Source organism: Nocardioides stalactiti (assembly GCF_014180715.1).
Taxonomy (GTDB): Bacteria; Actinomycetota; Actinomycetes; order Propionibacteriales; family Nocardioidaceae; genus Nocardioides; species Nocardioides stalactiti.
On record NZ_JACEFC010000044.1, the window covers coordinates 1 to 25,442 of the forward strand.

The window sequence follows — 25,442 nt, forward strand, 5'->3', positions numbered from 1 at the left end:
CGTTGGCCGACATCCCGGCCGCGAACGGGTGGGTGGCGTCGACCACGACGTCGTACGCACCGAGGGCGGAGCGGAGGCCGTCGACTCCCCCGAAGCCGCCGATCCGCACCTCGCCGACGGGCAGCCTCGGCTCGGCGACCCGGCCGGCGAGCGACGAGGTCACGTCGAGCCCGGCCCCGACCAGCAGTGCCGCCAGCTCACGCGCCTCGCCGGTGCCACCGAGGATGAGCACCCTCATCGGGTCATCTCCAGCAGCGCGTCGACGTCGAGGTGCTCCTCGACGAGGTCGCCGAGGAGGTCGAGCCGCCGTTCGCGAGCCTCGGGGAACGAGGCGGTGGCATCCATCCCCAGCGCTCCCGCGAGGTACGACGACCGCGCGGCGTCGTCCTCGAGCGACCCGTGCACCATCGTGCCGGTCACCGATCCGGCGCGACGCTCGCCGGTGACCCGGCCGTGGTGGATCTCGTAGCCGGCCGGCTCGTGCACCCGCAGCGTCTTGTCGGCGGCGAAGGTCGTGGTGAGGTCCAGCAGCCCCAGGCCGTCGACCGACGCACCCGCGGGGCCCTCGACGCCCACGGGGTCGGCGATGCTCCGTCCGAGCATCTGGCAGCCGCCGCAGATCCCGAGGACCGGCCGGCCGGCGGCCGCGTGGGCGAGGATCGCCCGGTCGAGCCCGCGCGAGCGCAGCCACTCCAGGTCGGCGAGGGTCGACCGGGTGCCGGGCAGCACCACCAGGTCGGCGTCCGCGAGCCGCGCCGGGTCGGACACGAAGACGACGTCGAGCCCCGGCTCCAGACCGAGCGCGTCGACGTCGGTGAAGTTGCTGATCCGCGGCAACCTGACGACGGCGACCTTCCGCGCCCCCGCGAGCGAGCGGCGAGCCGTCAGGTCGAGTGCGTCCTCGGAGTCCAGCCAGACGTCCGGGCGCCACGGGAGCACGCCGTACGTCGGTCGGCCGGTCCGCTGCTCGAGGTCCGCGAGCCCGGGCTGCAGCAGGTCGACCTCGCCGCGGAACTTGTTGACGATGAAACCCTTGATGAGTGCCTGGTCCTCGGCGTCGAGGAGCATCAGGGTGCCGTAGGCCGCCGCGAACCAACCGCCCCGGTCGATGTCTCCGACGACGACGGTCGGGACGCCGCCGTGCCGCGCGAGGCCCATGTTGACGTAGTCCGAGGACCGCAGGTTGATCTCGGCCGGGCTGCCGGCGCCCTCGGCGACGACCAGGTCGAACCGCGCTCGCAGGTCGTCGAACGCCGCGAACGCGGTCTCCGCGAGGCGCGCCCGACCGTCGTGCCAGTTGCGCGCCGAGACCTCGCCGTCGGGTTGTCCCATCCGGACGACGTGGCTGCGCCGGTCGCTGCCGGGCTTGAGCAGCACCGGGTTCATCGCGACCTCCGGGACCGCACCGGCCGCGATCGCCTGGACCCACTGGGCCCGGCCGATCTCCCCCGCGACCCCGTCGGCGTCGACGACGACCATCGAGTTGTTCGACATGTTCTGGGCCTTGAACGGCGCGACCCGGATGCCGCGCCGGGACAGGGCGCGGCACAGACCGGTGACCACCACGCTCTTGCCGGCGTCGGAGGTCATCCCGGCGACGAGCAGCGCCGCCCCCGTCATCCGCGCTTCCCGCGGAAGACGTGACGCTGGAGCGCGGCGGGCACGGGACCACCGTCGCGCACCCAGTCGACGACAGCGCCGGTCGACGTCGGAGAGAGGACGCCGCCGAGCCACGTGTCCTTGGGCCGCCTGCCTCCGGGGAACCAGGTGAAGTCGCGGACCAGCACGACGTTCGACCGGTCGCACTCGTCGAGGCAGTCGACGACGCGGACCCGGACCCGCGGACCGCGGCGCCCGGCCGGATCATCGAGTCCCTCGATCTCGTCCCGCTGGGCGCGATGGTCGGCCTCCGGGTGCTTCTTCGTGGTACCGCAGCAGCAGTCGCGGCACAGCAGCACGTCCCGCTCAGGCAGCGCCATCGTCGTCCTGACCGGGAGCGGGCGCGCGGAGCAGGAACAGATCCATCACCCAGCCAGCCTCGGCCTTGGCCGCGTCGCGGGCTGCCACGACCGCCTCGGCCACGTCGCCCACCCGACCGGACACGAGCCGCTCCCCGGCCGCCCCGAGGTTGGCGCCCCACCAGATCGTCCAGTCCTCGAGCCCGTCGAGCTCGACCGAGCGGTTGAGGAGCACCGCGATGTTGGTCTGCCCGCCCGCGACCGCCGCGGCGAGCAGCCGGCCGGTCGTCACGTGCAGCGGCTGGCCCACGTCGTGCAGCACGATCCGGCTCCGTGCAGCGAGCAGCTGGAGCGCGCTGATCCCCGGCAGCACGTCGTACTCGACCTCGACGACGCCGCGCGCCGCGATGCTCTCGACGATGCGGATCGTCGAGTCGTAGAACGCCGGGTCTCCCCACACCAGGAACGCGGCCGTCCCGCCCCGCTCCGCGAGCACCGCCTCGTAGGCGGCGACCCGTGCCGCGTGCCAGTGGGCGACGGCCCCGACGTAAGCACCGTCCCCCTCGGGCTGCCGGTCGCGCTTCGGGTCCGGTACGGCGACGACGGGAAGGTCGTGGGCGGCGGCGATCTCACGCCGAACCGCCAGCAGACCGTCGTCGGGACCCTTGTCGGCTGCGATGGCGTAGTCGGCCGCGCGCAGCGCGTCGGCGGCCTCGGGCGTGACCTGGTGCGGCCCCATCCCGACCCCGACGATGCGGACCCGCACGGCCATCACTTGTCCTCCAGGTCGCCCTCGACCTCCAGGTAGACCGCCTGGAGCGCAGCGATCACCTCAGGGTCCGGCTCGGCCCACAGGCCGCGCGAGGCAGCCTCGTGCAACCGCTCGACCATGCCGCGCAGGGCCCACGGGTTCGACCGGCGCAGGAACTCCTGGTTCTGCTCGTCGAGGACGTACTCCTTGGCCAGCGCGTCGTACATCCAGTCGTGCACGACCCCGGCGGTCGCGTCGAAGCCGAACAGGTAGTCGATCGTCGCCGCCTGCTCGAACGCACCCTTGTAGCCGTGCCGCTGCATCGCGCCGATCCAGCGCGGGTTGACCACGCGCGCGCGAAAGACGCGGTTGGTCTCCTCCTGCAGCGTCCGCGTCCGGACGGCGTCCGGCGTCGTGGAGTCGCCGACGTAGGCCCGCGGATCGGTGCCGGTCAGCGCACGGATCGTCGCGACCATCCCGCCGTGGTACTGGAAGTAGTCGTCGCTGTCGGCGATGTCGTGCTCGCGGGTGTCGATGTTCTTCGCGGCGACCTTGATCCGCCGGTAGTTGGAGCGCATGTCGTCGGCCGCCGGTACGCCGTCGAGGCCGCGGCCGTAGGCGAAGCCACCCCACGCCGTGTAGACCTCGGCCAGGTCGGCGTCGTCGCGCCAGGTCCCCGACTCGATGACCTGCAGGATGCCGGCGCCGTACGAGCCCGGCTTGGAGCCGAAGATCCGGGTGGTCGCCCGCCGCCAGTCGCGGTGGTCGTTCATCTCGTCCTGGGCGTGGGCGCGCACGAAGTTCTGGTCGTGCGGCTCGTCGAGGTCGGCGACCATCCGCACGGCGTCGTCGAGCATCGCCACGACGTGGGGGAACGCGTCGCGGAAGAAGCCCGAGATCCGCACGGTGACGTCGATCCGCGGCCGCCCCAGCTCCTCGAGCGGTACGACGTGCAGGTCGGTCACCCGCTTGGAGGCCTCGTCCCACACCGGCCGGACGCCGAGCAGGGCCAGCACCTCGGCGATGTCGTCCCCCGAGGTCCGCATGGCCGACGTGCCCCAGACGGACAGGCCCACCGAGGTCGGATAGGTGCCCTCGTCGTCGAGGTAGCGCTGGAGCAGCGAGTCCGCCATCGCCTGACCGGTCTGCCAGGCCAGCCGGGACGGGACGGCGCGCGGGTCGACGGTGTAGAAGTTGCGGCCCGTCGGGAGCACGTTGACCAGGCCGCGCAGCGGCGACCCGGAGGGCCCCGACGGCACGAACCCGCCGGCGAGGGCGTGCAGGGTGTGGTCGAGCTCGTCGGTGGTGCGGGCGAGCCGCGGGACGACCTCGGTGGCGGCGAAGGCCAGCACCTGCCGCACCTCGGCGACGCCGTGCAGGTCCTCGACCCGGGCCGGGTCCCAGCCCGCCTTCTCCATCGCCTCGACCAGCTCACGGGCCTCGGCCTCGACCCGGTCGACCTCCGTGGTGGGCGCGTCGGGCGCGAGGCCGAGCGCGGCGCGCAGCCCGGGCACGGCGTGTGCGCGACCGCCCCACACCTGGGCGGCTCGCAGGATCGCCAGCACCAGGTTGACCCGCGCCTCACCCTCGGGCGCCTGCCCGAGGACGTGCAGGCCGTCGCGGATCTGGACGTCCTTGATCTCGCAGAGCCAGCCGTCGACGTGGAGCAGGAAGTCGTCGAACTCCTCGTCGTCGGGCTTCTCCTCGAGCCCGAGGTCGCGATGCAGCTCGGCGGCGTGCATCAGCTGCCAGATCTCGCCGCGGATGGCCGCGAGCTTCGCCGGGTCCATCGCCGAGATCTTGTCGTACTCCTCGAGCAGCCCCTCGAGCCGCGCAACGGCGCCGTACGACTCGGCCCGCGCCATCGGCGGCACCAGGTGGTCGACGATCGTCGCGTGCGCACGGCGCTTGGCCTGCGCGCCCTCGCCCGGGTCGTTGACGAGGAACGGATAGATGAGCGGCATGCTGCCGATCGCGGCGTCGGGCCCGCAGGACGCCGACAGCGCGGCGTTCTTGCCCGGCAACCACTCCATCGAGCCGTGCTTGCCGAGATGGACGACGGCGTCAGCCCCGAAGCCGTGCTGGACCCAGCGGTACGCCGCGAGGTAGTGGTGGCTCGGCGCCAGGTCCGGGTCGTGGTAGATCGCGACCGGGTTCTCGCCGAAGCCCCGCGGCGGCTGGATGAGCAGGACCACGTTGCCGGCCCGGAGGGTGGCGAGCACGATCTCGTCGTCGTCGTTGACGAACAGCGAGCCCGGCGACGCGCCCCACGCATCCACCATCCCGTCGCGCAGGTCGGCGGGGAGGTCGGCGGTCCAGGAGTCGTAGTCGGCCTTGCTGATCCGCACGTGCGCGTCGGTGAGCTGCGCGTGGGTGAGCCACTCCTCGTCCTGGCCGCCGGCGGCGATGAGGGCGTGGATGAGTGCGTCCCCGGCCTCGGTGTCGTCCGCCATCGCGAGGATCGCGGTCACCTCGTTGTCGGTGCCGAGGTCGTAGCCGGCCTCGCGCAGCCGGCGCAGCAGCCGGACGGCCGAGACCGGGGTGTCGAGGCCGACGGCGTTGCCGACCCGCGAGTGCTTCGTGGGGTAGGCGCTCAGCATCAATGCCAGCCGCTTCTCTCCTGCCGGGACCCGGCCCAGCCGCGCGTAGCCGACGGCGAGGCCGGCGACCCGCGCACACCGCTCCGCATCCGCGACGTACGACGGCAGCCCGTCGGCGCCGATCTCCTTGAACGAGAACGGCGCGGTGCTGATCCGGCCGTCGAACTCGGGGATGGCGACCTGGTTGGCGTAGTCGAGCGGGGTCACCCCGTCGTCGTTGGCCTGCCACTCCTCGCGGCTCGAGGTCAGGCAGAGCCCTTGGAGCACCGGGATGTCGAGGGCGGCGATCCGCTCCACGTCCCAGGTCTCGTCGTCGCCACCGGCGCTGACGGCGGCCGGGGTGCTGCCACCGGCGGCCAGGACGGTGACCACCAGGGCGTCGAGCCCGCCGAGGGCCACGAACAGGTCGTCCGGCGCCGCGCGCAGCGACCCGGCGAACACCGGCACGGCCACCGCGTCGCCGGTGGCGTCGATCGCGTCGCACAGCGCGTGCACGAACGCGGTGTTCCCGCTGGCGTGGTGCGCCCGGTAGTAGAGGACGCCCACCCGGGCGAGTCGCCCCTCCTGCGGTGCCGAGTCGCCAACCTCGTCGGGTCGAGATGCCACTCCTGCCCTGTCGAGCAGCCCCCACGCCGGGATGGCGGCGGGCGGGTCGAAGCCCTCACCGGTGAGCAGCACCGTGTCGGAGAGGAACGCGTGCAGCTGGGCCAGGTTGGCCGGACCGCCCTCGGCGAGGTAGCGGTGGGCCTCGGCGGCCACGCCGACCGGCACCGTCGACAGCTCCATCAGCTCGGCACTGGGGGTCTGCTCGCCGCCGAGCACGACCATCGGCTTCCCGGTGGCGCGGATCCGCTCGAAGCCGGCGCACAGGTCGTGCGGCGAGCCGAGGATGCGCGCCACGACCAGGTCGGCCTCCTCGATCGCGGTCGCCATGTCGGTGTGCCCGGGCCGACCGGGGTTGGCGAGCGTGTAGTCCGCCTCGCTGGCTCGGGCCGACAGCAGGTCGGTGTCGGAGGTGGAGAAGAGTGCGATGCGCACCATGGCAGCGGAGCCTCCTCGGGGTTCTCGCCCCTCATCGGATCGGTCGTCCCGTGGCCAGTGTCTGGCTCACCCGGCGCCGGTCGGCGCTGCGGGATCACAGTGGCGGAACCGCCCCGGACTCACACCGGGTTCCTGCTCCACGGGACCTGTGGTGCTGACCCTACGGTGGAGCCTGTGTCCGACGAGCCACTGCCCACCCCTCAGCCACCGCTCCCGGCGCCCGCGCTGGTGCTGGTCGACGGCCTGACCCGCGAGCAGGTGCTCACCGCGGTCGGCGACGCCCGGGAGTCCGGCGCCCCGCTGGACCTGGAGGGCCACGGCAGCTCGGGGGTGGCGGTCCTCAGCCTCGCCGTCCACCAGCGCCGGCTGGGCCTGCGGATCGAGCAGGTCGCGTGCCTCGGCGCGCGCGGCGAGGACGACCCGGTGAGCGGGCAGGCGCTCGTCGTACCGCCCCGGCCGTCGCAGGTCAGCACCCGGATCGTGCTGATGGCGAGCCAGGACCCGGAGTCGATCGCGTGGACCGACCGGACGGAGGCGGAGCTGGCGGCGGCGGGCTGGTCGGTCGACCGCGCGGGCTGACCGTCACACCACGCGGAAGAGCGCCCAGGTCCCCGGCAGGCCCTTGAGCTCGACGTCCCCGACGGGGACGCAGGAGTACGCCGACCCGGCGAGCAGGTCCGCGACCGTGCGGGTCACGAGCACCTCCCCCGCCCCTGCCTGACCGCTCACCCGCGCCCCGACGTGGACAGCGACGCCCGCGACGTCCTCGCCGCGCATCTCCACCTCGCCGATCTGCACCCCGGCGCGGATCTCGACGCCGATCACCCGCAGCGCCCGGGCGATCCCACGGGCAGCCGTGACCGCGTCGCTCGGCCGTTCGAAGAGGGCGAGGTGGCCGTCGCCCATGCTCTTGCAGACCTTGCCGTTGTTGCGGAGGACCTGGCGGGACACCGTGCTGTCGACCTCGTCGAGCAGCGCGGTCCAGCGCACGTCGGGGGTCGTGGACAGCCGCTCGGTCGATCCGACGACGTCGGTGAAGAGGACGGTGAGCAACCGCCGCTGCGCGTGCGTCGCCTGGTCGCCCTCGAGGAACGACTCGATCTCGGCGAGCTTCTCGTCGACGTGGTCGCAGAAGAACAGGTGGTTGTCGGAGTCGTACTCCACGAGTCGCGAACCCGGGATCTCGGCGTTCATGAAGCGGGCGCCGGCCACCGGCGTCCAGCGGTCACGGGTGCTGTGCTGGATCAGTGTCGGGACCGCGATCCGATGGAGGAGGTCACGGACGTCGGTCTGGAAGGCCATCTCCGTGTAGGCCCGGGCTGTTGCGGGGCTGACCCGACCACCGTCCGCCATCCAGGCCTCCAGGTCGTCGTCGTCGGTCAGGCTCGGCGCCAGCACGTCCAGGATCCGCGCCGGCCCGAGACCCTGACCCGGGCGGTCGTACTCCTTGGCCAGTTGCTCGATCACCTCGACGGGCACCCCGCCCTCCCAGCCCGGAGCACTCCCGGGGAACGGCGTGGCCGAGGTGACGACGAGGCTGGAGACCCGATTGGGGTGGGCCACCGCGAACTGCAGCGTCGCCTGGGCGTCCCACGCGTTGGCACTCAGGACGACCTCGTCGATGCCGAGATGGTCGAGGACCGCGAGCAGGTCGGCCATTTGCTCCTCCATCGTCGGGAGCGAACCCGGCGGCAACGGGTCGGAGTAGCCGATCCCCCGTCGGTCGATCATGATCCGCGTGGAGAACGTCGCCAGCTCGCGCATGAACCGGGCCACCCGCGGCTCGTCGAAGATCGCGCTCGCGGTGATGGTGCCGCCCGGCCAGGAGATGACCGGAGGCCCTTCGCCCAAGATCCAGTAGCCGACATGAGCGCCGTCGCCCCGCGGCGCGTAGCCGACCTTCGGACTCGGGAACATCACCACCCCCTGCGCCGCGCGGTGGACCGGAGCTAGTTCACCTGGCGGTCGCGTCCTTCCCAGTATGGGGCTCGCAGCTTGAACTTCTGCAGCTTTCCGGTCGCCGTTCGCGCGAGCTCCGCGGGGAACTCCACCGACGTCGGCGCCTTGTAGCCGGCGAGCCGCTGCTTGCACCAGGCGATCAGCTCGGCCTCCATGCCGTCCGAGACGTGTCCGGGCGCCAGGACGACGAGCGCCTTGATCGTCTCCCCCCACTTCTCGCTGGGTACGCCGATGACGGCGACCTCGGCGACCGCCGGGTGCGAGAAGAGGGCGTCCTCGACCTCGATCGAGGAGACGTTCTCGCCACCGGTGATGATGACGTCCTTCTTGCGGTCCGCGATCGTCAGGTACCCGTCGTCACCGAGGATCCCGCCGTCACCGGTGTGGAACCAGCCGTCCTTGAGGGCGGCGTCGGTCTCCTCGGGCTTCTCCCAGTAGCCCTCGAGGACCACGTTGGAGCGGGCGAGCACCTCGCCCGCGCCCTCCTCCGACTCGTCGATCTTCAACGTCACGCCGAGAGCGGGCGAGCCGGCACGGGTGAGCTTCTGGGCCCGCTCCTCGGGCTCGAGGTCGTCCCACTCGGCCCGGCGACGGTTGACGGTCAGCACCGGCGAGGTCTCGGTGAGGCCGTAGATCTGGATGAACTCCCAGCCGAGCTCCTGCTCGACGCGGGCCACGGTCTTGGTGGGTGGCGGGGCGCCTGCCATCACGATCCGCACGGTGTCCCGGCCGGGGACCTCGCCCTCCCAGCTCGGGAGCGCGTCCAGGACGGCCGCGGCCACCGCGGGGGCGGCGCACATCATGGTGACGCCGTGGTCGCGGACGCGGCGCAGGATCTCGGCCCCGTCGATCTTGCGCAGGATGATGTGCTGCGCGCCGACCCCGGTCATCGCGAACGGCATGCCCCACCCGTTGGCGTGGAACTGCGGGAGAGTGTGGAGGTAGACGTCGCGGTCGCTGATCGTCGTGTGCAGACCGAACGTGACGGCGTTGGTCCAGATGTTGCGGTGCGTGATCTGCACGCCCTTGGGCCGCGCGGTCGTGCCCGAGGTGTAGTTGATCGTCGCGGTCGCGCTCTCGTCGTGCTCCCACGCTGCCGGCTCGGTGCCCGGGGCGGCGTACAGGTCGGTGTCCGTGCCGATGACGAACTTGTGCTCGACCTCGACACCCTTGAGCGACTCCTCGAGCTCGGGGTCGACGTACAGCACCCGGGAGCCCGACTGCTCGACGATGTACTGGATCTCGTCGGGGCGCAGCCGGAAGTTGATCGGCACCAGGATCCGGCCCCAGCCCGAGACGCCGAAGAAGGAGGTCAGAAGGCGACTGCTGTTGTGGCTGACGATCGCGACGCGCTCGCCCGGGGCGATCCCGAGCTGGTCGAGACGGGCGGCCTGCCGCCGCGCCAGCTCGCCGATCTCGGCGTAGGTCAGCGACCCCTGGCTCGGGGCCGGCTGGTCCGGCTCGTCGATGACGCCGACGCGTTCGCCGTACACGGCGACGGCCCGGTCGAGGAAGTCACGGACGCTGAACGGTACGAACATCGGTCCTCCGGTGCGAGGGGGCGGTGACGATCGTCACTGTATTGCCGCGGGAGGTTGCGTGGGCGTTGCCCGCGGTTCGAACGCGACGAACGCGGGACCGTCTGCGGCGAACGGTCGATGAGAGTCCTCTCACCCACCCCTCACGGACCCGCCACGATCGGCGAGGATCGTCCTTGTCATGAGTCCGTTGCTCAAGCTCCTGCTCCCGCTGGCGATCGCCTTGCCGCTCGGCGGCTTCGTCGTCGGCTCCCTGGTCAGCGCGGCAGACGACGAACCGCCCGCGCGAGCGCCGATCATCCTGCGGGACGACGACAGCTCGGACAGCCCCCCGTCACCGCGCCCCTCGCGCCCCTCGGAGCCAGCGAGGACCGACCACGGCAGCACGGGCGATGACGAGGTCGGCTCCGGCCGGGAGGATCCCGAACCCGACGGCGGTCCGGTGATCTCACCCACCCCCATCGAGGAGGAGGATGACCTGGACGACCGCGACGACCGCGACGACCGCGACGACAGGGACGACAGGGACGACAGGGACGACAGGGACGACAGGGGTGACCGCGACGGGGGCGATGACGGGGGCGATGACGGCGACGACTGAGCAGCGCGCACCGCAGCGGTCAGGCCTGTCGGTCAGGGTCCGGATCACCGCGGCAGTCGCGCTCCTGGTGAGCGCGGCCCTGGCCGGGGCCGGCCTGATCGTGTACCTGATCGAGGTCGAACGGGTCGAGGCCTCGGTCGAGCGGGAGGTCGAGCAGGAGCTCGACGAGTTCGGCCGCCTCCAGCGCGTGGGGGTCGACCCCCAGACCGGCCGACGTTTCGACGTCGAGGGGCTGCTGACCGCCTTCCTGCGCCGCAACGTGCCCGACGACGACGAGCTCCTGGTGGGATGGGTCAGGGGCCGTCCCAAGGTCTACTTCCCCGATGACGACCTGGTCCGGGACCCGGTCTTCCTCGCCGCCGCGGCACCCTTGGTGAGCACGGGCGGTTCCACACGGATCGACACCGCAGACGGTGAGGTACGGATCACCAGCCAACCCGTGCGCCAGGGACAGCAGACGGGGGCACTCCTCGTGGTCGCCTACCTCGACGAGGACCGCGCCGAGCTCGCTGCCACCATGCGCACCTACGCGATCGTGGCGCTGCTCTCGATGTTGGTGATCACCGGGGCCGCCTGGTGGCAGGCCGGTCGTCTGCTCGCTCCGCTGCGGACGCTGCGTCGGACCGCCGACGAGATCAGCGCCACCGACCTCTCCCGACGCGTACCCGAGACCGGCAACGACGACATCACTGCCCTCACCCACACGGTCAACGGGATGCTCGATCGCCTGGAGTCGGCCTTCGTCGGGCAGCGGCAGTTCCTGGATGACGCCGGGCACGAGCTGCGCACGCCGCTGACCGTGCTGCGCGGCCACCTCGAGCTCCTCGACGAGGGCGATCCCTCGGAGGTGGCGGAGACCCGCACCCTGCTGCTCGACGAGGTCGACCGGATGGCGCGACTGGTCTCCGACCTCATCGTCCTGGCGAAGAGCGAACGACCCGACTTCCTGTCCGTCCGGCCCGCGGATCCGGCGGATCTGACCGCGACCGTCCTGGCGAAGGCCCGCGGCCTCGGCGAGCGCACGTGGCGGCTGGAGATCACGTCCCTCGCCGCCGGGGAGACCGTCGTTCTCGACCCGCAGCGGCTGACCCAGGCGCTGCTCCAGCTGGCCGACAACGCGGTCAAGCACACGACCGTCGGCGACGAGGTCGTGCTGGGGGCCGGCATCGACGCCGGCACCCTCACCTTCTGGGTGCGCGACGGGGGCCGCGGGGTGCGACCGGAGGATCGGGAGCGGATCTTCCAACGGTTCGGACGGGCGGTCGTGCCGCAGGGGGACGAGGGGTTCGGCCTGGGCCTCTCGATCGTCAGCGCGATCGCTCGTGCGCACGGGGGCCGCGCCTACGTCGACGAGACGTCACGGTTCGTGATCGCGCTTCCCGTCGTACGGCAGACGCCGCAGGACGACCAGACCAGCACCACCCGGCTCGTACCCACGGAGGAGACATGGCACGGATCCTGATCGTCGAGGACGAGCACCGGATCGCCTCGTTCATCGGCAAGGGACTGCGCGCGGAGGGGCACACCGCCGTGGCGGTGGCCGACGGGCTGACCGGCCTCGAGCACGCGATGAGCGGCGACTTCGACCTGGTGGTCCTCGACATCGGCCTCCCTCAGATCGACGGCTTCGACGTCCTGGACCAGCTGCGGTCCCAGGGCTCCCGCGTGCCCGTGATCGTGCTCACCGCTCGGGACTCGGTCACCGACACCGTCTCCGCGCTGGAGGGCGGCGCCGACGACTACATGTCGAAGCCGTTCCGCTTCGCCGAGCTGAGCGCGCGGATCCGGCTGCGGCTCCGCCAGGTGCCCGGCACGGGAGAGGGGCGACCCGAGACGATCGCCGCCGGCCAGGTGCGCCTCGACCTGCGCACCCGCCGCGCGACGGTCGCCGGCAAGGAGCACGACCTGTCGGCGCGGGAGTTCGCCCTCGCCGAGATGTTCCTGACCAACCCGGGGCAGGTGCTCTCCCGTGAGCAGCTGCTCGACCACGTGTGGGGCCTCGACTTCGACCCCGGTTCCAACGTGGTCGACGTGTACGTCGGCTACCTGCGCAAGAAGTTCGGCGCCGACAGCATCTCGACCGCCCGCGGGATGGGCTACCGGTTCAACGGCTGACGCACGCTCACGCCGGACTCGCGTTGACCTTGAACGTCAGTCGCGCCTTCGGTTGCCGTGCCAGCACCGGCTCGAGCGCTTCGGAGATCTCGTGCGGGAGCGGCCGATCGCCAGGGGCAGGCGCCAACGCGGCGCCGATGATCTCGGCCACCTCCGGGGCGATCCCGCTCGGCAGCGGCCCTGGCACGTCCCGCACCTGCGGATGGCGTTCGTACGGCGTCGCGCCGTCCCGGTGCCCGGCGCGGAAGGGACGCTCCCCCGCGATCGCGTGGAACAACGTCGCACCGAGGCCCCAGACGTCACTGGCGTACCCCGGGACCTGCCCGCCGCTGCCGGGATCTGCCTGCTCGGGCGCGAGGTAGGCGTCGGTCCCGATCACACCTCGGATCGCGGTCGCGGAGGCAGCGGAGCGAGCGACCGAGAGGTCGATCATGCGGGCAGGTGACCCCATGATCAGGTTGCTCGGCTTGATGTCGAGGTGGCAGACGTCGGCATGCCGGAAGAAGTGCAACGCCGAGGCGAGGTCGATGGCCAGCGGCACGTACTGCTGCTCGGAGAGCCGACCGTGCCGACGGATCAGCGTGGACAACCTCGGTCCTTCGATGTGCTCGAGCACCAGGTGCGGTCGCGGACCGTCGACCTGGTGTCGCAACCCACGGACCACGACCGGGTGGTTCGCGACCTCCAGCGCCCGTGCTTCCCGTTCGAGGCCGTGCAGCGTCTCGGCGTCGTCGGCCTCGGCGGGGCGGACGACCTTGACGACGACCGGTCCGTAGGTGATCTCGTCGAAGGCGAGGAAGGCCTCGTACGCCGACCCACCCCCGAGCAGCCGCAGGGCGGTCAGCTCGGGGGTGATCGCGTCACCCTCCTGCAGGCACCAGCTCTCGGCCGGCGCGAGGGATGACGTCATGGCGTCACCGGGTGTTGTTGCGGCTGCGGTCGTTGGTGTTGTTCTGCGACCAGTCGCGCTTGCTCGTGCCGGGACCGTCCTTCGTCCAGTCCTTCACCTCCCGGACGCTGCGACTGTCGTCGCGGCCGCTGCGACCCCCCGTCCGGGAGCTGTCGCTGGCGGTGTTCCGCGACCGGCTGCGGGTGTTGGTGTCGTCGTCGTCATCGTCGTCCATGAGGACGACGTCGGCGTTGTCCTCGTCCCGCTTGAGGACCGAGGGGTCGACGCTGGCGCCCGCGCTCTGCTGGAACGCGATCAGCCCCGTTGCCACCAGTCCGGCCAGGCCCAGGGTCAGCATGCGAAGTGGATTGATCTTCATCGTTCGCCCTTTCTGTCGTGGTGCGGCGATGTCTCGAGTCAATCCAGAGGCGGTGAGCCAGCCATGAGCGGTCGGTGAGAGGACTCTCACCGACCGCCGCCGCGCACTAGGGTGCGCGCATGTACCTGGAGATCGTGACCGACAAGCAGGACCGCGCGCGGCAGGCCCTGGTGTCCTGGATGGCGACGTTCTTCACCTGCGGCTACCTGCTGCCGTGGGCGATCGCGACGACCCGCGGCAAGGCCAACGCCCCGCTGATCGGCGCGCTCAACTTCTGGGCCGGCTGGACCGTGATCGGCTGGTTCGTCGCGCTCACCCTGGCGGTCGGGCGGCACCGGGTCGCCGGGCTCCGCGTCTGGAGCGCGGCCGAGCCCCGGGACGTCCTCGGCTGATCGGCGAAGCGGCTGACGCACCGGCCCCGCAGGGTCATAGTGGGTCGACGCTCCCGCACCCGGACTGGAGCCTGACGGAAGGCTCCCGCATGTCCGAACGCCCCCACCGCCACCCCGGCGGCCACCTCCGCCGCCACGGTGCCGCCTACGCCTTGGCAGCGCTCGCCCTCACCCTGTCCCCGGTGCCGAGCATCGCCGCGGACCTGGTGACGACCGCCGACATCGCGACCGGCGCGGTCACCCAACCCAAGCTCGCCCCCGACAGCGTCGTGAGCGGCAAGATCCTCAACGAGACCATCGGCGGGGTCGACATCAAGAACGGGTCCGTCACCGCGACCGACGTCGCCCCGCTCCAGTGGCACGACTTCGTTCTGCTGTACGGCTGGGTCAACGCGAACGGCGCCGAGCGGCCGCCGGGGTGGGCTGTCGACGTCCAGGGCGTCATCCACCTGCGCGGCGCGATCTCCGGCGGCGCCACGACAGCGTTCGCCCGGCTCCCCGCCGCGGTCCGGCCCTCGGCGCCTGTGTACGTGGTCACGAACCTCGACGGCAGCAAGCCCGGTCGGATCCTCGTCGACCCGACCGGCTTCCTCCAGGCCGACTACGAGGACACCTTCGACGACGCGATCGCGTTCACGAGCCTGGACGGCGTCACCTGGGCGATGTGAGACCCGATCGGGTCAGCCGCGCTGGACGGTGACCTGGCCGTCGAGCTCGTCGTAGTGGTCGTTCAGCGAGCCGTAGGCGAAGAACCTGCCCACCGACGGCGCCGGAGCATCGGGGTTCGCTGCGGGACGCGGGTAGCAGCGCTGCGGGAGCGAAGCGGTCACCACGTCAGCGGCGCGCTTCCACTCCGCGGTCAGGCCCTGGCACGGCTCCTGCGGGCACTCCTCGGTGTCGCAGACATAGAGGCGCGCCTTGATGTCGCCGCCGTTGTAGCGGACCACGACGATGGCGCTGCGGGCCGGCGGGTTGCCGCTCGTGCCACCCCAGTAGTCGAAGCTGAACTGGCCGCGCTTGCGCAGGTCGCGCACGTCGAGCTCGAAGTTGACCCGGTGGTCGCCGTTCTGCACCTTGAGCCGCGTGATGTCGATGCGGGCGCCGGCGTCGTTGCTCGGGTCGGTGATCGATCCGCTCGCGGCGGAGGCGGGAGCCGGGCCGAGGGCGGCCAGCACCAGGAGTGCGGCCAGGAACGCCAGTACTGCTCGTCTCATCGTCAGGTCCTTCAGATCGGGGGCTGTTGGAACAACAGACGCACTCGAGGACGAAGAGGTTGCAATTCGCGTGGGCGCAACAGGGATCGAACCTGTGACCGCCTGCTTGTAAGGCAGGAGCTCTACCGCTGAGCTATGCGCCCGCATTCAGCGGCGGCGAGCCTACCCGCTGCCGCCCCCGCCCTCGAAACCCGACCAGCCCGGCGTCTCCACGCTCGACCCGACAAAATGAATCGAACCGCTGGCGTCTCGGGTCACCAGCGGTTCGACGACTGAACTGTAACCAGACTGGTACACAGAGCCAAGTCCAATGTCACAAATGACGTCGAATTTGACCCGCACGGACTAGACGACTGACCCGTTCGGGTCAGTCGGCCGCCGCGCGGAGCTGCTTGAGGTGCTCGTCGAGGTCACGGCCGTCACCACGTGGGTTGTGGACCGCCCACGCCAGGTTGCCGTCCCTTCCCACGACGTACGACGAGCGCAAGGCCGTCCCGTCGGACTCGTCGAAGACCTCGTAGGCCTTCGCCACCGCCCCGTGCGGCCAGAAGTCGCTGAGCAGCGGGAAGTTGAGACCGTCGGCATCCGCCCACGAGCGGAGCGCATAGATCGGGTCGCAGGAGATCGCGACGACCTCGGTGTCGAAGGTGAGGAACTCGTCGAGCCGAGCCCGGAGCTGGCTCATCTCGCCCGTGCAGACGCCGCTGAAGGCGAACGGGTAGAAGAGGATGAGGACCGCCTTCGTCCCGCGGTACGACGAGAGCGTGACGTCCTGCCCGAACTGGTCGCGCAGCGTGAAGTCCGGAGCGGGACCCCCGAGCGCCAGGCCGGCGCCGGGTGGCGCGTCGGTCACGGGGCCTCCACCTCGGCGAGCTCACGCTTGAGCACCTTGCCGGTCGCGTTGCGTGGCAGCTCGTCGAGGAACACGATCTCCCGCGGCACCTTGTAGCGAGCGAGGTTCTGCTTGACCCAGCCCTTCACGTCGTCGTCGGAGACGTCGGCGCCGTCGGCGCGCACGACGAAAGCCCGCAGCCGCTTGCCGTAGTCGTCGTCGTCGACGCCGATCGCGGCGACCTCGGCGACGCCGTCGAGCTTGGCGATGCAGTCCTCGACCTCCTTGGGGAAGACGTTCTCGCCGCCGGACACGATCATCTCGTCGTCACGGCCCTCGACGTAGAGCCGCCCGTCCGGGTCGAAGCGACCCACGTCACCGGTGGACATGAGCCCGTCGACGACCTCCTTGTGGCCGCCGCCCGTGTAGCCCTCGAACTGGAGGTCGTTGGCGACGAAGATCCGGCCGGACTCGCCGACCGGGAGCTCCTTGCCGTCGGGGTCGAGGATCTTCACGACGGTTGCGTGCGGGATCCCGCCGGCCGTGCCGGGTGCCTCACGCAGGTCCTGCGGGGTTGCGATGCTCGCCCACGCCACCTCCGTCGAGCCGTAGATCGAGTAGAGGTTGTCGCCGTACCGATCCATCCAGCGGGTGGGCAGGTCGCCGGGCAGCGCGGAGCCGGACGAGGCGACCGCCTTGAGCCGGGGCAGCCGGTGCGCGTCGAGCCGGTCCTCCGGCAGCGCCAGGATCCGCTGGAGCATCACGGGGATGACCACGATCGAGTCGCAGTCGTGGTCCTCCATCAGCTGCAACGCGTTCTCCGGGTCGAACTTGCGGGTCAGCACCATGGTGGTGCCGAGCAGCATCGCGAGCTGGTAGTGCGCGAAGCCCCAGGTGTGGAACAGGGGCGCCGCGATGTGACAGCGCCAGCCGGCCTTGAGCGGCATCCGCGACAGCAGCGAGACCGCCGCCGGGATCCCGCCCTGCGGGCGCGGCGCGCCCTTGGGCGTGCCGGTCGTGCCCGACGTCAGGATGATCGTGCGCGAGGAGCGCTTCGGGGGGTCGAGGTCGTCGCTGGACGCCGCGCGACGGATGAGGCCGTCGATGGTGTCGTCGCCCGCCTCGCCGTCGGTCCACGCGATGACCCGGTCCTCGACCTGGACACCCTCGAGCAGGCCGGCGAACTCCTCGTCGTACACGACGACCCGGGGGGCCTCGCGGTCGACGACCTCCACGAGCTGAGGGCCGGCGAACGCGGTGTTGAGGTAGAGCACGTCGGCGCCGAGCTTGTTGATCGCGATCGACGCCTCGATGAAGCCACGGTGGTTGCGGCACATCACTGCGACGCCGTCGCCCTCCTTCACGCCGCGCTCCCGTAGCCCGCGGGCGAGCGCGTTGGTCCGACGGTGCAGCTCGCCGAACGTGAGCTCACCGCGTTCGTCGATGATCGCCACGCCATCGGGGTCGCGCTTCGCCAGCGCTCGGAAGCCGCCGGCCGGCGCGGTGCCCCACTTGGTCAACGACGTCACGATGCCCGTGAGCTTGCGCGGCCCGTAGGGCCGGACGATCCCGGACTCGATAAGGGTCTTCAGGCTGAAGGCGGCATCACGGACCCGCGAGGACTTCGATCCCATGGAGAGGGACGTTACCGCCTGGTAGGTGGCGGCGGGTCAGCCGACCGTCTTCGGGGCGACGAGCCGGGTCGCGACCCAGTCGGCGCTGACCGCAGCCGTGGTGGTGAGCGCCAGTCCGGCGACGGGCGCCGCCTCGGCGATGTCGGCCGGGTCGACGGCGTTCGGACGACCGATCTTGGGCGTCAGGAGCCAGATGACCCCGCCGCCGACAAGGTCGGTGATCGAGTCGAAGAGGCCGTCGACGAGGTCCCCGTCGTCGTCGCGCCACCAGAGGACGACTGCCTCGACCACGTTGCCGTAGTCGCCGTCGACCATGTCGCCGTCGATGGCGTCCTCGATCGCAACCCGGAGGCCGTCGTCGGTGTCCTGGTCCCAGCCGAGCTCTTGGACGACCATGCCCGGCTTCAGTCCGAGACGGTGCGCGGGTCCGTTCGCTTCGGTCCCGCCGTCCGCGGTGGCGCTCACGGGTTCCTCCAGTCCATTGCTGTTGTCGGGGCACCGCTCTCGGAGCCCCGGTGTGGGGAGTAGTCCAGCGGAGTTGGAGGCGGCGCGCAACCACCGTCCGCCTGTGGGTCGTCATGGCTACCGCTGGGTAGATTTTCCGGAGCCGCATTCGGTGCCACGATGGCCGGGTGACCGGAGACCCCGAAGCAACCAACACGACGGACCCCAGCGCGGCGTCGAACAGGCCCGCACCCGCCCCGGCGGTCATCCACGAGGGCCTGCCGACCCAGCTCCCCGATATCGACCCCGACGAGACCCAGGACTGGATCGACTCGTTCGACGCGCTCCTCGACGAGCGCGGACGCGAGCGCGCCCGCTACGTGATGCTGCGCCTCCTCGAGCGGGCGCGCCAGAAGGCCGTCGGCGTGCCCGCCCTGCGCAGCACCGACTACATCAACACGATCCCGCCGGAGCGCGAGCCGTGGTTCCCGGGCGACGAGGACATCGAGCGCCGGATCCGCGCGTTCATCCGCTGGAACGCCGCGGTGATGGTGTCGAGCGCCAACCGCAAGGGCCTCGAGGTCGGCGGCCACATCGCCACCTACCAGTCCAGCGCGAGCCTCTACGAGGTCGGCTTCAACCACTTCTTCCGCGGCAAGGACCACCCGGGCGGCGGCGATCAGGTCTTCATCCAGGGCCACGGCTCCCCCGGCATCTACGCCCGCGCGTTTCTCGAGGGTCGCCTCACCGAGCAGCAGCTCTCGCGGTTCCGCCAGGAGGTCCAGCACGGTGTCGGGCAGGGGCTGCCGTCGTACCCGCACCCGCGGCTGATGCCGGAGTTCTGGGAGTTCCCGACGGTCTCGATGGGCCTGACCGCGATCAACTCGATCTACCAGGCCCGCTTCAACCGCTACCTGCACAACCGCGGGATCAAGGACACCGACCAGCAGTCGGTGTGGGCGTTCCTCGGCGACGGCGAGATGGCCGAGCCCGAGTCGCTGGGCGCCATCCGGATCGCGGCGCGTGAGGAGCTCGACAACCTGGTCTGGGTGGTCAACTGCAACCTGCAGCAGCTCGACGGCCCGGTCACGGGCAACGGCAAGATCATCCAGGAGCTGGAGGCCAACTTCCGCGGTGCCGGGTGGAACGTCATCAAGGTCATCTGGGGCCGCGAGTGGGACGAGCTGCTCGCCCGCGACGTCGACGGCGTGCTCGTGAACCAGATGAACACCACGCCCGACGGACAGTTCCAGACGTTCTCGGTCGAGGACGGCGCCTACAACCGCGAGCACTTCTTCGGGCCGGACCCGCGGCTGCGCAAGATGGTCGAGCACATGAGCGACCGTCAGATCGAGAAGCTGCCGCGCGGTGGTCACGACTACCGCAAGGTCTATGCGGCGTTCGACTCGGCGACCAAGCACACCGGTCAGCCGACGGTCATCCTGGCCCACACCATCAAGGGCTGGACGATCGACTCGCTGGAGGGCAAGAACGCCACCCACCAGATGAAGAAGCTGTCGATGGCGGACCTGAAGAAGTTCCGCGACCGCCTCTACCTCCCGATCTCCGACCGCGACCTCGAGTCGACGTACGAGGAGAAGGGCACGGCGCCGTTCTTCCACCCCGGCATGCAGTCCCCGGAGATCGAGTACATGCTCGAGCGCCGGCGGTCCCTCGGCGGGTCGCTCCCCCGGCGGGTGGTGCGGTCCACCCCGCTGGAGCTGCCCGCGGAGAAGCTGTACGGCGAGCTCAAGCAGGGCTCGGGCACCCACAAGATCGCCACCACGATGGCGGTCGTCCGGCTGCTCAAGGACTGGATGAAGGAGCCGGGCATCGGGAAGCGGATCGTCCCGATCGCGCCCGACGAGTACCGCACCTTCGGCATGGACGCGATGTTCCCGTCGGCGAAGGTCTACGACCCGGCCGGCCAGACCTACGAGTCCGTCGACCGCAACATGCTGCTCCAGTACAAGATGTCGCCGCAGGGCCAGATGCTCCACGAGGGCATCTCGGAGGCGGGGGCGCTGGCCTCGGCAACGGCCGCCGGCACGGCGTACTCGACCCACGGCGAGCACATGATCCCGTTCTACATCTTCTACTCGATGTTCGGGTTCCAGCGGACCGGCGACTCGATCTGGGCCATGGCCGACCAGCTCGGTCGCGGCTTCCTCGTGGGCGCCACCGCGGGCCGGACGACGCTGACCGGTGAAGGTCTCCAGCACGCCGACGGACACTCACCGCTCATCGCGGCGACGAACCCCGCGGTCGTGCACTACGACCCCGGCTACGCCTACGAGATCGCACACATCATGCGCAACGGTCTCGAGCGGATGTACGGCACCGGCGGACCGGAGGGGCAGGGCGAGAACGTCATCTTCTACCTCACTGTCTACAACGAGCCGGTGAGCCAGCCGGCCGAGCCCGAGGACGTCGACGTCGAGGGGATCCTGAAGGGAATCCACCGCGTCAGCGTGGCCGAGGGTGACGGTCCGCGGGTGCGCCTGCTCGCGTCGGGCGTCGCCCTGCCGTGGATCGAGGAGGCCGCCCGGATGCTCCGCGAGGAGTGGGGCGTGGCGGCCGACCGATGGTCGGTGACCTCGTGGAACGAGCTGGCTCGCGACGCGGTCGCTGCCGAGGAGTGGAGCCTGCTCCACCCGGGCGAGACCCCGCGGACGCCGTACGTCACGGAGAAGCTGACCGGCTCCGCCGGTCCGGTCGTCGCCGTGTCGGACTACATGCGGGCAGTCCCGCTGCAGATCGCCCGCTGGGTGCCGGAGGACTACCGGGTGCTGGGTGCGGACGGTTTCGGCTTCGCCGACACCCGGCCGGCGGCCCGCCGCTTCTTCCGGATCGACGCGGAGTCGGTCGTGGTCCAGGCGCTCCAGGCGCTGGCCGACGCGGGCGAGATCGACAGCGCGGTCGTCGAGAAGGCGTTCCAGCAGTACCGGATCGACGACCCGACGGCCGTTGCCGGCGTGATGCAGGAGGGCGGCGACGCCTGACCCGCGTCGTACCCGGTCTACCTGTCGTGATTTCGCCGATTCACGACATGTAGACCGGATGCAACGACTACGCGGTGCCCACGCTCACGAGGGGTGTGGGCTCCGCTGCGCTCCCCTGGCGAAGCAGCCGCCGGAACTTCGCCCGGTTGTAGACCGCCGGCTCGCTCGTGCTGACGAACTCGTCGAGCAGCCGGGCGAACTCCTCAGGGTGGTCGCGGTGCGGGAAGTGGCCGCTGTCCGGGAGCACCCTCACCGACGCCTCGGGCGCGAGCGCAGCGACGTTGCTGGAGTGCCGCACCGGGATGACCTGGTCGTCTCGGCCCCAGACGACCGCCATCGGCATCGTCTCGGTCAGGTACGCACGGTCGGACATGGTGACGATCTGGCCCTGCCAGTCGATGACGGCCCGGACCAGGTGCCGGATCGCGAACCGGGTACGGCGGTCCGCCCACGAGTCGACGATGGCGGCGGCTTCGTCGAGGTCGCGGGTGTACTTGCGCAGCCCGCCACCGCCGTACGTCGACAGCGCGCGCAGCGCGGCCGTCTCGACGTGCCGGATGCCGGGCAGGGTGAGGACACGCATCACCTGCTCCCACCCAGGGGCCTGGATGAGCTTGATGATCGGCGTGACCTCGGGACCGAGGCCGCCGGACGACACCAGCATCACCCGCTGGGTGCGCTCGGGGAACTGGTAGGCGAACTGCATCGCCACGCCGCCGCCGAAGCTGTGACCGACCACCGTGACCTTGTCGATGCCGAGGATGGTCAGCAGGTCGCGCATCCCGTTGGCGTAGCCCCCGAGCGTGTAGTCGGCACGCGGCTTGTCCGAGAGGCCGTGGCCGAGCAGGTCGGGCGCGATGACGGTGTACTTCTTCGCCAGGATCGGGATGACCCTGTTCCACGTGGTGCTGTCGCAGGCCAGTCCGTGGAGCAGCAGGAGCGCCGGTCCGGACCCGGTCTTGACGAACGCGCGGCGCTTGCCGTGGAGGGTGAGGAACTGGGTCTCTGTTCCGGTGACGCTGTCGGTCATGGTGTTCCTTCCCCCCGGCGACCTCGACTTCCGCCCGGGTAGAACCGGATTCAACCATGCACCGCTCGGGGGCAGACAGCCCTCCCGTGTTAATTCCCCGGTCCGATACACCCCTTGACCCGAACCGGGTCCGTAGGCTTCACCCGTGTCCCGTTCCCCGAACCCCCGGACCCGAGCGGTCCGGCAGTTCCGTGGTGCTGCTGGACGCCTCAGCACGGCCGCCTCCGGGCGGATGGAGGTGGACCTGCCGTGGTTCGCCGACCTCAGTGCCGAGGAGCGGTCCTGGGTCGGGCTGATCGTCCAGGCAGGCATCCAGGACTTCATCGAGTGGTTCAAGCAGGACACCGGGTCGCTGGCGTTCAGCCAGGTCAGGGAGGCCTCGCTGTTCGGTGGGACGCCGCAGACCCTGGCGGGCACGATCAGCCTGCACCAGACGGTCGACCTGATCCGCCTCAGCTTCGACGTCGTCGAGCAGAACCTCGAGAGCATCATCGATCCCGAGGACCTCGACATGGTCCACGACGCGATCCTGCGCTACGGGCGGGAGGCCGCGTTCGCGACGGCCGAGGTCTATGCCCGCGCCGCGGAGGTCCGCGGGGCGTGGGACGCCCGCCTCGAGGCGCTCGTGGTCGACGCCGTGCTGCGTGACGAGACCGACGACGCCGTGCTCTCCCGCGCGAGCGCGGTCGGGTGGGGTGCCCGCGGCGAGGTCGCCGTGGTGCTGGGCGCGGTCCCCGAGGAGCGCACCGAGGCCGGTCTCGTCGACGCCGTACGACGAGCCGCGCGCGGCGCCGGCATGGATGCCCTCGGCGCCGTCCAGGGTCACCGGTTGGTCGTCATCCTCGGTGGCGTCGCCCACCCGGAGAAGGCCGCCACCGCGATCGTCCACCTCTTCGGCGACGGCCCGGTCGTCGTGGGCCCCGTGGCCGCCGACCTCGGGCACGCCTACCTCTCCGCCCAGGCGGCGAGCGCCGGCCTGCGGGCCGCCGCAGGCTGGCCCGGAGCCCCCCGTCCGGTGCTGAGCGAGGACCTGCTGCCGGAGCGGATCCTCGCAGGTGACGACGGGGCGCGTATGGAGGCCATTGACAGCGTGTACGAACCGTTGGCCCAGGCCCGGGGGACGCTCGTCGAGACGCTCTCGGCATACTTCGACAACGGCTCGTCGATCGAGCCGACCGCCAGAGCCCTGTTCGTGCACCCGAATACGGTGCGCTACCGGCTCGGCCAGGTCGCCGACCTGACCGGCCTCACGCCCTCCCGGCCGCGCGACGCGCTGACGCTCCAGCTCGCGCTCACCCTCGGTCGTTTGTAGGAACCCCACAAAGTCGCCTCGGCGAGTTCGTGAGCGCCGGAGGCGCGCTCCGGCCCATCCACGAGGCACATTGGACGTGTGCTCGTCATCGTCGCTCCCGGACAGGGTGCCCAGACCCCCGGATTCCTCCGCCCATGGCTGGAGGTGCCGACGTTCGCCGCGCGCCTGAACTGGCTCTCCACGGTGGCCGGCCTCGACCTCGCCCACTACGGCACCGAGGCGGGTGACGAGGAGATCCGGGACACGCGGATCGCCCAGCCGCTGCTGGTGGCCTCGACGCTCGTCACCGCGCTCGAGCTGTTCCCGCATCCTGCGGACGCCTACACCAAGCTGGGCGCCGTGACCGGCCACAGCGTCGGTGAGATCGCGGCTGCCACGGCGGCGCGCGTCATCAGCGCCGAGCAGGCGATGGTGCTCGTCCGCGAGCGCGGCCGCGCCATGGCCGACGCCTCGGCCGTCACCCCGACCGGCATGACCGCCGTCCTCGGCGGCGACCGCGACGAGGTCCTCGCCGCGATCGAGAAGCACGGCCTCGTCGCCGCCAACGACAACGGTCCCGGCCAGATCGTGGCCGCCGGCACGATGGAGCAGCTCGCCGCGTTCGCCGACGAGCCGCCCGCCAAGGCCAAGCTGCGCCCGCTCTCCGTCGCGGGCGCCTTCCACTCGCCCCACATGGCGCCGGCCGTCGACCACGTCGCCGGGCTGGCCCGGTCGGTGACCGTCCACGACCCGCGCACTCGGTTCATCTCCAACCGCGACGGCTCGGTCATCCACCGGGGCGAGGAGGTCCTGAGCCGCGTGGTCGGCCAGATCGCCCGCCCGGTGCGGTGGGACCTGTGCCTGGAGACCATGGCCGATCTCGGTGTCACCGGCTTCATGGAGATGCCGCCGGCCGGCACCCTGACCGGCATCGCCAAGCGCTACTTCCGCAACCTCGGCATGGACGTCGAGACCTTCTCGCTCAACACCCCGGACCAGCTCGACGCGGCCCGCGAGTTCTGCGAGAAGCACGGCGAGGCGTCCCCGATCGAGACGTCCCCGACCTGGCGGATGGTCGTCTCCCCCGTCAAGGGCGTCTTCCACCGCGACGAGCAGGCCGGCGACGCCGCCTCGTTCGCCCCGGGCGTCACCATCGGCGACGTCGCCCGCCTCCGCGACCGGATCGNCGCCAGCCTCCGCGACCGGATCGCGGTCACGGCACAGCAAGGCGGCCAGGTCGTCGAGTGGCTCGTCGAGGACGGCGACATCGTCGCTCCCGGCCAGCCACTGCTCCGCCTCCACCCCGAGGGCGGCGCTGCATGACCACCCTCAACGTCGAGACGGGTGCGGCGTACGCCGGCATCCTCGGTGTCGGCGCCTACCGTCCTGCCCGGGTGGTTCCCAACGCCGAGATCGTCGACGCGATCGACTCCAGCGACGAGTGGATCCAGCAGCGGTCCGGCATCAAGACCCGCCGCTTCGCCGACGACTCCGAGACCGTCGTGGCCATGTCGGTGAGCGCGTCCCGCGACGCACTCGAGGCGGCGGGCATCGACCCGCGCCAGGTCGACTGCGTCATCCTCGCCACCGTCAGCCACCTGCTGCAGACCCCGTCCGCGGCCACTGCGGTCGCCCACGAGCTCGGCACCGACGGCGCCGCGGCGTTCGACATCTCCGCCGCGTGCGCCGGCTTCTGCCACGGCGTCGCGCTGGCTTCCGACCTGGTCCGCGGCGGCAGCGCCCGCTACGTCGGCGTCATCGGCGTCGAGCGG

Annotated in this window: 24 protein-coding genes, 1 tRNA gene and 1 riboswitch; of the genes, 10 read left to right on the forward strand and 15 right to left on the reverse strand. The window is 71.2% G+C overall.

Annotated features, from left to right (window positions below; translation table 11 throughout):
* The 5 genes from H0487_RS10725 to cobN all read right to left on the reverse strand — a co-directional run.
* On the reverse strand, positions 1–238 hold a 238-nt coding region (locus H0487_RS10725), incomplete at its 3' end, for a precorrin-6A/cobalt-precorrin-6A reductase (RefSeq protein WP_183094229.1).
* The gene (locus H0487_RS10730) at positions 235–1,620 is read right to left on the reverse strand and encodes a cobyric acid synthase (protein ID WP_183094230.1); all 1,386 of its coding nucleotides are present in this window, start codon (positions 1,618–1,620) and stop codon (positions 235–237) included. The genes H0487_RS10725 and H0487_RS10730, both read right to left, overlap by 4 nt.
* Positions 1,617–1,979, reverse strand: coding sequence for a (2Fe-2S) ferredoxin domain-containing protein (locus H0487_RS10735; RefSeq protein ID WP_183094231.1), 363 nt, complete (start codon positions 1,977–1,979; stop codon positions 1,617–1,619). The genes H0487_RS10730 and H0487_RS10735 overlap by 4 nt, the downstream gene beginning before the upstream one ends.
* On the reverse strand, positions 1,966–2,730 hold the full coding sequence (cobF, locus tag H0487_RS10740; RefSeq protein WP_220793292.1) for a precorrin-6A synthase (deacetylating): 765 nt from the start codon (positions 2,728–2,730) through the stop codon (positions 1,966–1,968). Before cobF ends, H0487_RS10735 begins: the two co-directional genes overlap by 14 nt.
* Positions 2,730–6,350, reverse strand: a complete 3,621-nt coding sequence (gene cobN, locus H0487_RS10745) for a cobaltochelatase subunit CobN (protein ID WP_183094232.1) — start codon at positions 6,348–6,350, stop codon at positions 2,730–2,732. Before cobN ends, cobF begins: the two co-directional genes overlap by 1 nt.
* 35 nt (positions 6,351–6,385) lie before the next feature.
* A riboswitch (cobalamin riboswitch) is annotated at positions 6,386–6,528 on the reverse strand.
* Here cobN and H0487_RS10750 point away from each other — a divergent pair.
* Positions 6,525–6,929: a hypothetical protein gene (locus H0487_RS10750; protein ID WP_183094233.1), complete on the forward strand. Its 405-nt coding sequence runs from the start codon at positions 6,525–6,527 to the stop codon at positions 6,927–6,929. (Overlaps the previous riboswitch by 4 nt.)
* 3 nt (positions 6,930–6,932) lie before the next feature.
* On the opposite strand, the gene H0487_RS10755 is transcribed toward H0487_RS10750, so the two are convergent.
* Both H0487_RS10755 and H0487_RS10760 read right to left on the reverse strand, forming a co-directional pair.
* Entirely contained in the window at positions 6,933–8,267 is a 1,335-nt protein-coding gene (locus H0487_RS10755) for an adenylate/guanylate cyclase domain-containing protein (RefSeq protein ID WP_183094234.1), read from the reverse strand.
* Positions 8,268–8,299: 32 nt separating this feature from the next.
* Positions 8,300–9,850: an AMP-binding protein gene (locus H0487_RS10760; RefSeq protein WP_183094235.1), complete on the reverse strand. Its 1,551-nt coding sequence runs from the start codon at positions 9,848–9,850 to the stop codon at positions 8,300–8,302.
* A gap of 187 nt (positions 9,851–10,037) precedes the next feature.
* On the opposite strand from H0487_RS10760, the gene H0487_RS10765 reads away from it, so the two are divergent.
* From H0487_RS10765 to H0487_RS10775, 3 genes are read left to right on the forward strand one after another with little or no spacing between them, the layout of a single operon-like run.
* Positions 10,038–10,448, forward strand: a complete 411-nt coding sequence (locus tag H0487_RS10765; RefSeq protein ID WP_183094236.1) for a hypothetical protein — start codon at positions 10,038–10,040, stop codon at positions 10,446–10,448.
* Positions 10,432–11,910 carry a sensor histidine kinase gene (locus tag H0487_RS10770; protein WP_246383361.1) on the forward strand — a complete coding sequence of 493 codons (1,479 nt, stop codon included), beginning with the start codon at positions 10,432–10,434 and terminating at the stop codon, positions 11,908–11,910. The genes H0487_RS10765 and H0487_RS10770 overlap by 17 nt, the downstream gene beginning before the upstream one ends.
* Entirely contained in the window at positions 11,895–12,563 is a 669-nt protein-coding gene (locus H0487_RS10775; RefSeq protein WP_183094237.1) for a response regulator transcription factor, read from the forward strand. The genes H0487_RS10770 and H0487_RS10775 overlap by 16 nt, the downstream gene beginning before the upstream one ends.
* Positions 12,564–12,570: 7 nt before the next feature.
* On the opposite strand, the gene H0487_RS10780 is transcribed toward H0487_RS10775, so the two are convergent.
* Both H0487_RS10780 and H0487_RS10785 read right to left on the reverse strand, forming a co-directional pair.
* Positions 12,571–13,473, reverse strand: coding sequence for a serine/threonine-protein kinase (locus tag H0487_RS10780; protein WP_183094238.1), 903 nt, complete (start codon positions 13,471–13,473; stop codon positions 12,571–12,573).
* A 4-nt stretch (positions 13,474–13,477) separates the two neighbouring features.
* Entirely contained in the window at positions 13,478–13,831 is a 354-nt protein-coding gene (locus tag H0487_RS10785) for a hypothetical protein (protein WP_183094239.1), read from the reverse strand.
* 119 nt (positions 13,832–13,950) lie between these two features.
* Between H0487_RS10785 and H0487_RS10790 the strand changes: the two genes are divergently transcribed.
* Together H0487_RS10790 and H0487_RS10795 are read left to right on the forward strand one after the other, a co-directional pair.
* Positions 13,951–14,223 (forward strand): superinfection immunity protein, encoded by a 273-nt coding sequence (locus H0487_RS10790; protein ID WP_220793293.1) that lies wholly within the window; start codon positions 13,951–13,953, stop codon positions 14,221–14,223.
* 89 nt (positions 14,224–14,312) lie between these two features.
* Positions 14,313–14,891 (forward strand): hypothetical protein, encoded by a 579-nt coding sequence (locus H0487_RS10795; protein ID WP_183094240.1) that lies wholly within the window; start codon positions 14,313–14,315, stop codon positions 14,889–14,891.
* Positions 14,892–14,903: 12 nt separating this feature from the next.
* Here the strand turns inward: H0487_RS10795 and H0487_RS10800 are convergent, their stop codons facing one another.
* The 5 genes from H0487_RS10800 to H0487_RS10820 all read right to left on the reverse strand — a co-directional run bounded on the left by H0487_RS10800 (position 14,904) and on the right by H0487_RS10820 (position 18,368).
* Positions 14,904–15,437 (reverse strand): hypothetical protein, encoded by a 534-nt coding sequence (locus tag H0487_RS10800; protein WP_183094241.1) that lies wholly within the window; start codon positions 15,435–15,437, stop codon positions 14,904–14,906.
* Between the two features lie 71 nt (positions 15,438–15,508).
* Positions 15,509–15,580: transfer RNA gene (locus H0487_RS10805), tRNA-Val, on the reverse strand.
* Between the two features lie 224 nt (positions 15,581–15,804).
* Positions 15,805–16,290, reverse strand: a complete 486-nt coding sequence (locus H0487_RS10810) for a peroxiredoxin (RefSeq protein WP_183094242.1) — start codon at positions 16,288–16,290, stop codon at positions 15,805–15,807.
* Complete coding sequence (locus H0487_RS10815; protein WP_183094243.1) at positions 16,287–17,903, reverse strand: AMP-binding protein; 1,617 nt, start codon at positions 17,901–17,903, stop codon at positions 16,287–16,289. The genes H0487_RS10810 and H0487_RS10815 overlap by 4 nt, the downstream gene beginning before the upstream one ends.
* A 36-nt stretch (positions 17,904–17,939) precedes the next feature.
* Positions 17,940–18,368, reverse strand: a complete 429-nt coding sequence (locus tag H0487_RS10820; RefSeq protein WP_183094244.1) for a DUF3052 domain-containing protein — start codon at positions 18,366–18,368, stop codon at positions 17,940–17,942.
* A 245-nt stretch (positions 18,369–18,613) separates the two neighbouring features.
* On the opposite strand from H0487_RS10820, the gene aceE reads away from it, so the two are divergent.
* Positions 18,614–21,349, forward strand: coding sequence for a pyruvate dehydrogenase (acetyl-transferring), homodimeric type (gene aceE, locus H0487_RS10825; RefSeq protein ID WP_312855906.1), 2,736 nt, complete (start codon positions 18,614–18,616; stop codon positions 21,347–21,349).
* Positions 21,350–21,416: 67 nt separating this feature from the next.
* On the opposite strand, the gene H0487_RS10830 is transcribed toward aceE, so the two are convergent.
* Positions 21,417–22,379 (reverse strand): alpha/beta fold hydrolase, encoded by a 963-nt coding sequence (locus H0487_RS10830; protein WP_183094246.1) that lies wholly within the window; start codon positions 22,377–22,379, stop codon positions 21,417–21,419.
* A 145-nt stretch (positions 22,380–22,524) separates the two neighbouring features.
* On the opposite strand from H0487_RS10830, the gene H0487_RS10835 reads away from it, so the two are divergent.
* The 3 genes from H0487_RS10835 to H0487_RS23360 form a co-directional block, all read left to right on the forward strand.
* Positions 22,525–23,691, forward strand: coding sequence for a PucR family transcriptional regulator (locus H0487_RS10835; RefSeq protein WP_312855905.1), 1,167 nt, complete (start codon positions 22,525–22,527; stop codon positions 23,689–23,691).
* Positions 23,692–23,835: 144 nt separating this feature from the next.
* Positions 23,836–24,993, forward strand: a complete 1,158-nt coding sequence (locus H0487_RS10840; protein ID WP_446685564.1) for an acyltransferase domain-containing protein — start codon at positions 23,836–23,838, stop codon at positions 24,991–24,993.
* A partial coding sequence (locus tag H0487_RS23360) for a thiolase family protein (RefSeq protein ID WP_446685562.1) occupies positions 24,990–25,442 on the forward strand: 453 nt, incomplete at its 3' end. The genes H0487_RS10840 and H0487_RS23360, both read left to right, overlap by 4 nt.

Coding starts and splice junctions, on each gene's coding strand:
- H0487_RS10730 (WP_183094230.1), bottom strand. CDS start 1,620: ATGACGGGGGCGGCGCTGCTCGTCGCCGGGATGACCTCCGACGCCGGC.
- H0487_RS10735 (WP_183094231.1), bottom strand. CDS start 1,979: ATGGCGCTGCCTGAGCGGGACGTGCTGCTGTGCCGCGACTGCTGCTGC.
- cobF (WP_220793292.1), bottom strand. CDS start 2,730: ATGGCCGTGCGGGTCCGCATCGTCGGGGTCGGGATGGGGCCGCACCAG.
- cobN (WP_183094232.1), bottom strand. CDS start 6,350: ATGGTGCGCATCGCACTCTTCTCCACCTCCGACACCGACCTGCTGTCG.
- H0487_RS10755 (WP_183094234.1), bottom strand. CDS start 8,267: ATGTTCCCGAGTCCGAAGGTCGGCTACGCGCCGCGGGGCGACGGCGCT.
- H0487_RS10760 (WP_183094235.1), bottom strand. CDS start 9,850: ATGTTCGTACCGTTCAGCGTCCGTGACTTCCTCGACCGGGCCGTCGCC.
- H0487_RS10770 (WP_246383361.1), top strand. CDS start 10,432: ATGACGGCGACGACTGAGCAGCGCGCACCGCAGCGGTCAGGCCTGTCG.
- H0487_RS10775 (WP_183094237.1), top strand. CDS start 11,895: ATGGCACGGATCCTGATCGTCGAGGACGAGCACCGGATCGCCTCGTTC.
- H0487_RS10780 (WP_183094238.1), bottom strand. CDS start 13,473: ATGACGTCATCCCTCGCGCCGGCCGAGAGCTGGTGCCTGCAGGAGGGT.
- H0487_RS10785 (WP_183094239.1), bottom strand. CDS start 13,831: ATGAAGATCAATCCACTTCGCATGCTGACCCTGGGCCTGGCCGGACTG.
- H0487_RS10790 (WP_220793293.1), top strand. CDS start 13,951: ATGTACCTGGAGATCGTGACCGACAAGCAGGACCGCGCGCGGCAGGCC.
- H0487_RS10795 (WP_183094240.1), top strand. CDS start 14,313: ATGTCCGAACGCCCCCACCGCCACCCCGGCGGCCACCTCCGCCGCCAC.
- H0487_RS10800 (WP_183094241.1), bottom strand. CDS start 15,437: ATGAGACGAGCAGTACTGGCGTTCCTGGCCGCACTCCTGGTGCTGGCC.
- H0487_RS10815 (WP_183094243.1), bottom strand. CDS start 17,903: ATGGGATCGAAGTCCTCGCGGGTCCGTGATGCCGCCTTCAGCCTGAAG.
- H0487_RS10830 (WP_183094246.1), bottom strand. CDS start 22,379: ATGACCGACAGCGTCACCGGAACAGAGACCCAGTTCCTCACCCTCCAC.